Origin of the sequence: Acinetobacter sp. S40 (assembly GCF_016624705.1) — a bacterium.
Classification (GTDB): Bacteria; Pseudomonadota; Gammaproteobacteria; order Pseudomonadales; family Moraxellaceae; genus Acinetobacter.
Map to the genome: position 1 here is coordinate 495,408 of NZ_JACVTU010000001.1, position 11,159 is coordinate 506,566.

An 11,159-nucleotide genomic window follows, 5' to 3' on the forward strand; every position below is an offset into this window, starting at 1 on the left:
AGTTAATTTTTAGTATAGTCCCACATTATCTTCATAATCTACTAAGGTTGCTGGTTTGGTTGTGGCAGACCTTCGCGGATTACAGCAGAAAAATTGGCGCTGGTTTTATGTTTGAATGTTTCATACTCGGCTGCGCGTTCATTGATATAGGCCATTTGATACCATTCAGGCACAGTATAATGATGGCTCAGCACGTTCAAATCATAGAGATAGTTAGGTAAATAACCTGAGGCAATTAAACGATAATCTTTGGGTAATTCATCTGGATTGATCGCTTGCACCATATCAAAAACCAGCGTTGTACAATTACTCGTCAAAGTGTTATACCAACGCGGTTCTTGTTGAAGTTCATCAACGGTTTTTAAATATTCATTAAACAGGGCTTTTGCCTGAATATTGGGCATTTTAATAGGGAAAAGATAAACTTGTTCTTTACGGACGTTACTGCGCGTATAAATAATATCTTTTTCATCTGCTGCGACTAGACTCAATTCAAACTGTCGGAAAAAACCTCCAATTGCAGAAAAACTTTCATTCTTTTCTTTGCGGATTTCAATAGAAAAAGTCAGAGGTTGCTGATCGCTGAAATTAAAACTCACTAATGTATGTGCAATTTGAGGCCCCATCCAATAGGAGGTCACAATATGTACACCTTCAATTTTATTTAAATCCAGACGACGAGTTTCCCAGCGCGGGGTATAGCTGCCATCAGGTTTCCAGTCAAAATTTCGGATGTTGTGAAGTGTGATGACGTCACCGTCGCGCTCATAGGAAAGGATCTTTTCGACTTCGGGATCCCACTCGCGATTTTGTAGCGGTGCGATATTAAAATACCAGATCAATACGCCAATAAAGCCCACAATATAAATCAGCATATCAATACGCCGACTGATCAAATGCTGGGTGATGTAAATACCCAAAATACTTAGGGCAAAAACGATCCATATACCAATCAACATTCTGCTCATCAGCCATCCAAATGGCTGTTGAATCCAGAGTGCCAGACAAACCCAAAGACTAGAAAAAATCACAAATATTGAAAAAGCGGTCAGAGCAATTCCTTTGCCCAGTGCAGTTAAAAATTCTTTTTTTCCAATATTCTGCATAATTTATTTAATCGATTAGTTTTATTTTTGATAGCTTGCAAACTCAAAGACAATGCCAGTTTGGTCATCGGTATGTTGTTCACTGCTTACTTTGTTAAATGTATCGGGAATATCAGGATAAAAAGTGTCTCCCTGAACATCCAATTCGACGTGCGTGAGTTCTAAACGGTCAGCGATATCAAGCGTTTGTTTAAAGATTTCTCCACCACCAATAATAAACAACGTTTTTTTATCAGTATGTTGAACATCCTGCGCGGCTCCCTGCAAGGCAGCTTCTATAGTGGGTGCAACTTTAGCACCTTCAAAATGCCAGGCTGGATCACGGGTAATCACCCAGTTAATGCGATTGGGCAAAGTGCGTCCCATCGACTCCAGAGTCTTACGTCCCATAATCACCACACCAGCTTGGGTGAGTTGCTTAAAATGTTTTAGATCCGCTGAAATATGCCACGGTAACGCATTCGCTTTACCAATGCATTGCTTTTGGTCCATTGCCACCACATGTACCACTTCGAGGTCTTGAAATGCCATTTTGATGTTCCTTAACCTTAAACTGCAACAGGGGCTTTAATTGCGGGGTGGGATTGATAATCTACGATTTCAATATCTTCAAATTTAAAATCAAAAATATCGTCAATCTCTGGATTTAATTTTAATTGGCACAACGGAAGAGGTTCGCGAGTAAGTTGTAATTGTGCTTGTTCAAAATGATTGGCATATAAATGAGTATCTCCGCCTGTCCAGACAAAATCACCAACATCCAAGCCACAAACTTGCGCAATCATATGAGTGAGTAGGGCATAACTGGCAATATTAAATGGCACACCTAGAAATACATCGGCACTACGCTGGTAAAGCTGACAGGAAAGTTTGCCATCCTGAACAAAAAACTGGAACAAGGTGTGGCAAGGCGGTAATGCAACTTGTCCTGCTTCATTTGGATTCCAGCCCGACACGATCAAACGACGTGAATTTGGGTTCGTTTTTATTTCATTGATCAGCCACTGAATTTGATCAAAACCATCTGTGTTGTAACTGCCACCAGTTTTTTTAGAGGCGCCAAAATTACGCCATTGGTGGCCATAAACGGGGCCAAGCTCTCCTTCAGGACGACCAAAACGAGCAGTTTGCTCGGCAGTTGCCCATTCATCCCAGATGGTGACTTTATTGTCTTTGAGATATTGAACATTGGTATCACCTTTTAAAAACCACAACAGTTCAATCACAATCGAGCGAAAATGAACTTTTTTAGTGGTTAGTAAAGGAAAACCTTTGGATAAATCAAAACGCATTTGATGACCGAATACCGAACGTGTTCCTGTTCCTGTACGGTCACCTTTGTCGCCGCCGTTGTCGAGGATATGTTGTAAAAGGTCTAAATACGCGCGCATGATTCTCTCTAATCTGGATGGATATTGGTCAATTAAAAAACCAATAAAACATTAAAAATCGATATCAAATCTTAACTGCTTTTACTCAGAATGAACAGCGTAGTAGATGTAATACAAACCTAACGTTGTGCACGATTTTGATAAATGCTAACGACAAATAAACCCAATGCACTAAAGCTGAGGGCTTGTAGAGCTAATACTATTTTTTGCGTTTTCGGTAATAATAAAATGATTAAGATTAGCCCCATGACTGGGAATACGGTTTCCAAAATCTTAAAGCCGTTACGATAAGGATTGTTCGGATCAATGCGTTGAAAAGAATATCGAATGAAATGTGTGATTACGCCTATGCCTAAGCAACTTGTGGTAAATTCTGGGGTTAATTTCTGAATCTGGGATAAAAAATAAATGATGGCACATATGGCGATACAGCTACCAAGTTTCATACCACGGGTGCAGCGCTCAGAGTACCAAAAATCTAACATATTAATGGTCTTTAGGTGGCATGATGGCGTTTGATTTAAACAGAAATTGGGGTGAAAAAATAAAAACCGCCAATGCCATAAAAGCAATACCTTGAATACCCCATCCCATCAGATTGTTTAGGGTTTTCATAAACAGCAAAGTGAGTAACAACGCAATCGGAATCCATGTCAATAAACGATACAGTGGTCCTGTTGGATTACGTTGAGCAAAATGTTGTTTTAAATAACGACAGATTAAAAAAATGACGCCTGTTCCAGCAAACATTAAAATCAGGTCTAAAGGCAGTGGGTGATAGCGATATAAACCCAGTGCGATGAGCAAAGTAACGATCAAAATCAGAAATTTTTGTGTACGTGACGTGTCAGAGTTAAACCAGAATTCAAGCATGTTGATTGGATCATTATGGAAACCCTGAAAATGTAACATACAAATTGGGAATCAAGATATTGAATCAAATACATCCTTTAAAACAAAGAGATTATTTTTACAGATTGTTTTCGGTCTGAGATGTGTCAAACCGAAAACATGAAGAGGAAGAATAAGGGTTAGCGATTTTTTAATGGACCCCAATCGTAGATTTTACGTTGATACGCGTACCAAAACATCCATAGGCCAATCAAAATCATAGGAACAGTTAATATCTGACCTTTGGTCATCCAGCCTAATAAAATGAAGCCTTGGTCTGCATCGGGTTCACGGAAAAACTCCATGCTAAAACGCGCAATTCCGTAACCAATTAGAAATAATGCAGAAACTGCCATACGTGGACGAGGTTTACGACTAAACCACCATAATACTAAAAATAGAATAAGTCCTTCGCAAACGGCCTGATAAATCTGTGAGGGGTGACGTACTAAATGCAAAGGATCTGTTGGAAAGATCATCCCAAATGGATAGTTAGGGTTTTGAACCGCGCGACCATAAAGCTCCCCACCGATAAAATTACCAATACGACCAAACATCAGGCCAGTAGGAACACAAGGGGCAATAAAATCGAGAGTTTCAAACCAGGTTTTTTGATATTTTCGGCACCAGAGAATCATGGCAAGCATAACCCCGATAAATCCACCATGAAAACTCATGCCGCCTGTCCAGACTTGAAATAACCAGAGTGGATCAGTTAAAAACTTGCCTAATTCATAAAAAAGCACATAACCAATACGTCCACCCAGTACAACACCCATTGCTCCATAGAACACAAGGTCTGAAACCATATCGGCTGTCCAGCCATCACGTTGCTTGGCTCGATACGAGGCAAGTCCCCAAGCGCATAGAAAAGCCAAAAGGTACATCAGCCCATACCAATGAACTTTCAGTGGCCCGAGTGACAGTGCAACAGGATCAATATTGGGGTAGGTCAGCATTCCTATTCCTTGATTTTTATCATTGGCACAGATTTTAACGGAATGAGCGAAAAATGTTGTACATTCAATGTGTAAAGATAACGAGAAAAATTTCATGTGTATTGTAGCATTGGCTTGGCAAGTTCTAGAACAGACACCGATCTGCTTATTGTCGAATCGTGATGAATTTTATGCACGTCCCACCTCTCAATTACATGTATGGTCAAATAGTTCGATTATTGCAGGGCAGGACCTACAATCGGGTGGAACATGGATGGGCGTAACGGCTTCAGGACGCTGGGCAATTGTGACCAATTTCCGTGATGGTCAAGATAAAAAGACATACCACACTTCCAGGGGTACATTAATTGAAGATTTTTTGTTGTCTGAGCAAACACCTATTCGGTTTGCGCAACAGCTTGAACGTGTCCAACAACAATATGCTGGATTTAATCTGTTTCTAGGTGACCAGACTCAGGCGGTTTATATGAGTAATCGTGGTGAAGCACCTCAAGTATTGGCTAAAGGTGTATACGTGGTTTCCAATGGTTTAATGTCAGAACATTGGGAGAAAACTAAACATTTGCGTATCCGTTTCACTCAGGAATTTTTACCGATGCTGCAAATGGGGATTAAAGAAGATGAGCTTGAGTATGCCGCATGGGACATTCTGGAGGATGAGCGCAAAGTTATCCCTGATTTATTGCCTAGAACTGGTATAAGCCCAGAAATGGAAGAACTTCTCTCTTCTACTTTTATTCAAAGCCCTATATACGGCACACGTTGTTCTAATTTTTTAACCATGAAAAATCAACAATGGACGTGGTTGGAAAAGACACAGTGGGGCGATTTAAAAGATCAAATTATGCATTTGAATATTGATTTAAAACAACAAAGCTGACCGAAGTCAGCTTTGTTTTATTTTGCTTATCTTATTTTTTAACAACAGACGGTGCAATTGGATCAGCAGTGATATAGCCTACACTAGCGCTAAAACCATCGCTATAGTTACTGTCGATATAACTTTGTAATTGGCCTTTCACCCCTGCATGAATGCTGCCCCAGTCACCCGGATGCTGGAAATTACTCATGATATAGGTCCAGCCATTGACCGAATCTACAGCATGTAAGCCAGTGGATTCCGCCCCTGCTGGTGTGGATAAAAGACGGACCAACTCTTTGCTGTCGACATTATATGCCCACAAGAAGTTATTAACGTGGTTACCACTGTCCTCACCAATAAACAGAGTACGTAAGGTTTCAGAATATTTAAGATTATCAGGGCTGGCGATTTTTTCTGGATCTGCAGTATTACCCAGACTGTCTGCGCTAATATCAACACCAGATAACATGAGGTGCGAGTATAAAGGAACCCACTCACTATTAATCAGTGAACCATCCGTTGCAGGATAGGCTGTACCTAATTTATGCTCAAGAATACCACCCGCCGTGATTTTTTTGGAAAAGCTGACATTGTTCGAAGCTACCCAGCCAGAACCATTGGTAATCATGGAATCCTGAATATTGGCTAATGCTGAATATGCCACTTTGTCCTTGATATTAATAGTGGTTCCTTCCATTTTGGTAAAGGCCATACTGCCGCCTTTTAGGGCTGCATAGCGATGTGTTTCCAAAAAGGCAGCCGCTTTTTCCATACCTGGTTTAACTTTTACCCAAAGTTTTTTCTTGGCTAAGGTAATTTCCGTGTAACTGGCATCGTTTGGATTAACCGTTAAGCTTTCCATAATCTCGGTTGGTTGAATATTCTGCACATTTACCAGATTTTCAATTTCTTGACTTGTGGCATGACCAAGGTTGATCCATTGAATACGAGCCGTGCTAGATTCAGTTAAGACATCTAGATATTTTGCAACATAGAGAGTTCCAGCAGATAAGTCTTTTTCTTTATCTGCGACAAACATAAAGAAACCGCCATTGGTATAGTCATCGCCCATAATTACAGTACGATTGTCTGGCATAACATGTACGAGCTCGTGTGAGATACGACCCATACAAAAATGTTTTTTAATTGTGCCTGTCCCATCCAGATTAACGGTCACTTCTGGTAAATGCCCATAGTTATAGGCTTTGGCTTTGCTTGCATCCCCAAAGAAGTTTTTGCCTATGCCAGTTACTGCTGAACCGCCAATACCTTGTTCAAATGCATCAGGTTCATATTCTTCACTGGAGAGGTGAGTGTTCCATGGTGATAAACTCGCGCCACAAGTAATCCATAAACCATGAACTGGGGCTGTATCCACATTAAAATATTTTTTGAGTTCAAGATGACCGGTTTTTTGGTCTTGATCGAGTGTCAAAATGGCAATAGGTGATGGAAGTTCACCATATTCACTTGCTCCAGCCTGATTTTTTGAGGTGTATTCAAATTGCACCACATGGAATACAGGATTGCTAACCCCATCAACTTTGGCATTTTCTAAATGAATAAGTGAAGAACCATCTGGACAGTCAGAAAAGAACTGGCGCTCTTTACCGGCAACGGAGTTATCCATAATAGGATCGCCATTTACATTGAAATAACCGCCTGCCACAATTGTTCCGCCTTTGAGGTTAGGAACTTGTTCACCTGTTTTAAAGAAGTTTTTATACGCAAGTTGGTATTCAGTACTGGTTGAATTGTCCCAGTCAATTTTAAGTTTTGATTGAACTGACGTCGTTGCCATTTCTGCGGGATTCGCCAACGAAGGAGCAGACATCGCGGTAAATTTTGCATTTTTAAGATTGCTAGCTTCAACTGGTGGCGTCACGACAACACTGTCATTGTCGCTATCATTACATCCTGCCAACGTTGCTGCTGTTGCCATTGCCCCTAATGGTAAAAAAGGAATGCCGCCAAACCACTTTAGTAAATCACGACGGGTAGGTTGAGTGCTTGCCGATGTCATAATAAATCCATAACGTTTGTGGGTATATTTGTGGCACTGATTTTAGGCAATTTTGATGACATTTTTTTTACGGTTTAAAGTCAGTTTAAAGACAATATTATTTTTAAAAATCAAATAACTAATGTGAGAAAATACAGGCCTGAATATATGAATATTCAAGCTTTAAAGGGGGTGATGAAGCGTTGTTCTAGGATGCAGAGCGTCGTTCGAGGAATTTTCCAAAAAATAAACCCATCTCAAATAACAACCACATTGGCAGCGCGAGCATGACCATTGAAATAGCATCTGGTGGTGTAATAAACATCGAGATAAAGAAACAACCGACAATAATAAAACGTCGTTTTTCGGCTAGACTCTGGGTACTGACCACACCAATTAAAATCAGAAGCAAAGTTACAATTGGAATTTCAAAGGTAAAACCAAAGACTAAGAAAAGTTTAAGACAAAACTCAAGATAGCTATTAATATCAGTCATTGGTGCTACAGTTTCTGGAGATACACTAATGAAAAAATGCAAAATCGCGGGCAGGGTAATAAAGTAGGCAAAAGCGATGCCAGCAAAAAATAAAATAATACTGCCAACCAACAAAGGCAACGCCAAATGACGTTCTCTAGCATATAACGCTGGCTTAACAAATGACCATAATTGAAACAAAATAAAAGGCATAGCCAGTACAATTGCCACGAACAAATTGAGTTTAAATGGCGCCATAAATGTTGCAGTTACATCGGTTGCAATCATGGAGGATGAGGCGGGCAATTGCATGCGTAATGGTTCAGATAACCATTGATACGTATAGTTGCGAAAAGGCAATAAACAAAAAAATAAAAAAAGAGTCACCCCAACGATTTTAAACAAATGTTTACGTAACACCACCAGATGGTTCATCAGGGGCATCTGCTCCAGTGTTTCATCTGTACTTAATAGGTTTGAGGGAAGCTGGTTCATACGGCAATCTTCAGTTTAATAGGAGTTGTCTGTTGCAAAGTCATCTGAGGGCTATCGCCCGTATGTTCTTGCAGCCGCCATGTTTGAAAAGGAATATAAACTGCAGTGGAAATAAATGAATACACTCGAACAATATTTTGTTTTTCCTTATGATTTTGAGAAATATGTTCTAATTCGGAAAGTTTTCTCTTTTGTATTTCTTCCAGTTGAGATTGTACTTTGCGTTCGAGTGCTTCAATTCGATCAAGTTCATCCTGCATTTCTTTGCGAAATTCAGAAATTTTGAGTTCGCGGTCAATTTCATTTTGAATATTGCTGATATGACGCTTAATTCTGGCATACCAACGTCCCGCAAAACGTGCAGCTTCAGGCAGTTTATCAGGCCCTAAAACCAATATTGCGATGACGGCAAAACACAGAATTTCTGTCATTCCAACATTCAGCATGACTTGGGTTCCTTAACCTTTTACAGATGATGCAGGTTCAGCGGTTTTAACATCGGCATCAATGGTTTTTGGTTGATTAAGTGCAGCGGTTTCCTCTTCTTCACGAATGGATTTTTTAAAATCCTTAACAGCACCGCCCACGTCTTTACCCAGATTTTTTAGTTTTGATGTACCGAACAAAAGCACCACTACAATCAAGAAAATCACTACGTGCCAAATTGATAAGCCTGCCATTTCCCATATCCTCCAAAAGTTTGTGGATATTTCAACAGCCCGCAATGACAGGGAAGTGACAAAAATATTTCATTTTTAAGACAATTCAATTTTTTGGATAGAAAAATGCTACTATTCAATTCGATTGTTGAAACTGTATTTCAGAGTTTTTCTGTGAATCTTATTCTCCCATTCATTGCGTTCATTGCTGGATTATTACTGGCTCAATCGAAATATTCCGAACGCCTGAAACCACTACTTGCAACCTTACTTGCTCGTGTTTTTATTCCGATTGTAATTATTTACAATATGGTGTTTTATCAGGCTGGTAGTTTAAGCTTGATGCTCTTTAGTTTCGTCTCCGCAGTTTTGCTCTATGCGCTATTTATGCAACTCTTTAAGGATCGTTTAGGGGCATTATGTTTTAGCTACGTCAATATGGCATGGCTAGGCTTTCCATTCGCGATTGCTTTATTTGGACCTCAGATTAGCTCTGCTATGGTTGCCTTATATATTGGTGGTTCTATTTTTGGCAATATTTGGGCTGTGACCGCCGTCTCCTCAGCGCCTCAGTCTAAGTTAGTCATCCTGAAAAAAGTGATGCAATCTCCACCTTTTGTGGCTCTGGTTTTAGCAGGATTTGCTCGTCTGATGGGTGCACAAAATATTCAAAATACAGTCTGGTTTGATCACATTTATAGTGCCAGTAAGATCGGAATGACCTTTGCGGGGATGTGTGTGTTGGGCATGTGGTTACGTCATACCAAAGTGAATGTGAATGATTTAAAACGCAGTAGTGGTATTTTAGGCTTGAAAATTATTTGTGGTCTTGTACTGTGTAGTATTGCCTATGTTTATTTGCCTATTCCACATATTCAGCAATATATTGGGGTGATGTTTTTGTTGTTCTGTTTGCCACCCGCAGCCAATATTGTGGCACTGGAAACGTACTATCAGGGAACTGGAATTTCAGCAAGATATATTGCATCGGGTACAATTGTGAGTTGTGTCGTGATTGCGATTTATGGCGTGTTATTACATTTGTTTAAGTAGTTTGGTTTCAACGGAGCATTTAAATAAGGGTTCTTAAGGGGCGATAAAAACTATGGACTTGATCATAATTAGTATATTGTGATTAGAGTTTATAATTGTTAAAAGATATGAAAATGGCTCAATTCCCTGATGATGAAACAGGTGATGCATTAAGACAATTTCAGGAAAATGGTTTTGATTTGTCACATATAATAAGAATAGATTTTTTTGTTGCGGTACCATCTGAAGAAGCCGGCGAGAAAGTAGCTAATAAGGCGCAACAGCTAGGTTATGAAGTTAGTGTTGAAAAAGATAGAGTCACAGGGGAGTGGACTTGCTATTGTGAAAAAAAGATGATTCCTACTTATGAAGAGCTTATCAAATCAGAAAATGAGCTTGATAAAATAGGGAAGCAATATGGCGGGTATAGTGATGGTTTTAGGTCATGTGGGAGTATCTGAGGTAAAGTTTTAATTTTAAAATAAAGATTAAGTTGATATTTTTTATAAGTGGAACTTGTTTTGAGTAAGAAAGAGAGAGGCTTTACTCTCTTTGAACAAATGTAATAAAGTCATATTTGTATATTCTCTTACACATACAAGTATGACTTTATCAGATAGAGTTACTTTTGCAACAAACTCTCACGAAAGCGTTGCATTGCCTGTCCTCGATGGCTAATCTTATTCTTTTCTTCTTTGCTCATTTCAGCACTACTGATGCCAAGTTCAGGTAGCCAGAATAAAGGATCATAACCAAAACCATGTTCGCCGCGCGCTACTTCTAAAATTTCGCCGTGCCAAAAGCCCTGAAAGATTTGCGGAAGCGGATCTTCTGAATGTTCGACCAGCGCTAGTACGCAGACAAACATGCCTTCAATGGCTTGTCCTGAGCGACGGAAAGGTTTCAAATCATCAAGTAATTTTTCATTATTGGCGGCGTCATTGCCGTGATCACCTGCATAACGTGCTGAATAAATTCCGGGTGCACCATCTAATATCGGAATACAAATTCCCGAATCATCCGCAATCGCAGGTTTTCCTGAAATTTTAGAAGCATGGCGCGCTTTAATGATGGCATTTTCAACGAAGCTCAGCCCATCTTCAATTGCATCTGAAATATTGAGTTGGCCTTGGGGAATGACATCAACTGGAAGTTTTAACTCTGCGAAGAGTCTTTCAAATTCGGTAATTTTACCTTTGTTGTTACTGGCTAAAACCAATGTACCTTGAGAGAGCCAATGTGGAGCAGACATAATCAAAACCTGAATTAAAAAAGAAAATTAAAAAA

Annotated in this window: 14 protein-coding genes; 3 read left to right on the plus strand and 11 right to left on the minus strand. The window is 39.7% G+C overall.

The features are described from left to right. Window positions 1-41: 41 nt before the first annotated feature. The 6 genes from IAE19_RS02230 to lgt form a co-directional block, all read right to left on the minus strand. Entirely contained in the window at window positions 42-1,106 is a 1,065-nt protein-coding gene (locus IAE19_RS02230; protein ID WP_200459301.1) for a DUF4105 domain-containing protein, read from the minus strand. 21 nt (window positions 1,107-1,127) lie between these two features. Further along, on the minus strand, window positions 1,128-1,637 hold the full coding sequence (locus IAE19_RS02235) for a dihydrofolate reductase (RefSeq protein ID WP_200459302.1): 510 nt from the start codon (window positions 1,635-1,637) through the stop codon (window positions 1,128-1,130). A 17-nt stretch (window positions 1,638-1,654) separates the two neighbouring features. After that, window positions 1,655-2,497 carry a thymidylate synthase gene (gene thyA / locus IAE19_RS02240; RefSeq protein ID WP_200459303.1) on the minus strand — a complete coding sequence of 281 codons (843 nt, stop codon included), beginning with the start codon at window positions 2,495-2,497 and terminating at the stop codon, window positions 1,655-1,657. A 119-nt stretch (window positions 2,498-2,616) separates the two neighbouring features. Then, window positions 2,617-2,982 (minus strand): hypothetical protein, encoded by a 366-nt coding sequence (locus IAE19_RS02245; protein ID WP_200459304.1) that lies wholly within the window; start codon window positions 2,980-2,982, stop codon window positions 2,617-2,619. Window position 2,983: 1 nt separating this feature from the next. After that, complete coding sequence (locus tag IAE19_RS02250; RefSeq protein WP_200459375.1) at window positions 2,984-3,370, minus strand: hypothetical protein; 387 nt, start codon at window positions 3,368-3,370, stop codon at window positions 2,984-2,986. A gap of 158 nt (window positions 3,371-3,528) precedes the next feature. After that, on the minus strand, window positions 3,529-4,347 hold the full coding sequence (gene lgt, locus IAE19_RS02255; RefSeq protein ID WP_200459305.1) for a prolipoprotein diacylglyceryl transferase: 819 nt from the start codon (window positions 4,345-4,347) through the stop codon (window positions 3,529-3,531). Between the two features lie 94 nt (window positions 4,348-4,441). Here lgt and IAE19_RS02260 point away from each other — a divergent pair, with 94 nt between their 5' ends. Continuing rightward, window positions 4,442-5,227, plus strand: coding sequence for an NRDE family protein (locus tag IAE19_RS02260; RefSeq protein WP_200459306.1), 786 nt, complete (start codon window positions 4,442-4,444; stop codon window positions 5,225-5,227). A 31-nt stretch (window positions 5,228-5,258) separates the two neighbouring features. On the opposite strand, the gene IAE19_RS02265 is transcribed toward IAE19_RS02260, so the two are convergent. The 4 genes from IAE19_RS02265 to tatA all read right to left on the minus strand — a co-directional run bounded on the left by IAE19_RS02265 (window position 5,259) and on the right by tatA (window position 8,861). Then, window positions 5,259-7,232, minus strand: a complete 1,974-nt coding sequence (locus IAE19_RS02265) for a PhoX family protein (RefSeq protein ID WP_200459307.1) — start codon at window positions 7,230-7,232, stop codon at window positions 5,259-5,261. A 187-nt stretch (window positions 7,233-7,419) separates the two neighbouring features. Next, the gene (gene tatC, locus IAE19_RS02270; protein ID WP_200459308.1) at window positions 7,420-8,181 is read right to left on the minus strand and encodes a twin-arginine translocase subunit TatC; all 762 of its coding nucleotides are present in this window, start codon (window positions 8,179-8,181) and stop codon (window positions 7,420-7,422) included. After that, window positions 8,178-8,627: a Sec-independent protein translocase protein TatB gene (gene tatB / locus IAE19_RS02275; protein ID WP_200459309.1), complete on the minus strand. Its 450-nt coding sequence runs from the start codon at window positions 8,625-8,627 to the stop codon at window positions 8,178-8,180. Before tatB ends, tatC begins: the two co-directional genes overlap by 4 nt. A 12-nt stretch (window positions 8,628-8,639) precedes the next feature. Further along, window positions 8,640-8,861, minus strand: a complete 222-nt coding sequence (tatA, locus tag IAE19_RS02280) for a Sec-independent protein translocase subunit TatA (RefSeq protein ID WP_200459310.1) — start codon at window positions 8,859-8,861, stop codon at window positions 8,640-8,642. Window positions 8,862-9,014: 153 nt separating this feature from the next. On the opposite strand from tatA, the gene IAE19_RS02285 reads away from it, so the two are divergent. After that, a complete protein-coding gene (locus tag IAE19_RS02285) occupies window positions 9,015-9,893 on the plus strand; it encodes a permease (protein WP_200459376.1) in 879 nt (292 codons plus the stop codon). A gap of 107 nt (window positions 9,894-10,000) precedes the next feature. Continuing rightward, window positions 10,001-10,333, plus strand: a complete 333-nt coding sequence (locus IAE19_RS02290) for a ribonuclease E inhibitor RraB (protein ID WP_265092530.1) — start codon at window positions 10,001-10,003, stop codon at window positions 10,331-10,333. 161 nt (window positions 10,334-10,494) lie between these two features. Here IAE19_RS02290 and rdgB read toward each other — a convergent pair whose 3' ends face one another. After that, complete coding sequence (gene rdgB, locus IAE19_RS02295) at window positions 10,495-11,124, minus strand: RdgB/HAM1 family non-canonical purine NTP pyrophosphatase (protein ID WP_200459311.1); 630 nt, start codon at window positions 11,122-11,124, stop codon at window positions 10,495-10,497. Window positions 11,125-11,159 lie beyond the last annotated feature (35 nt).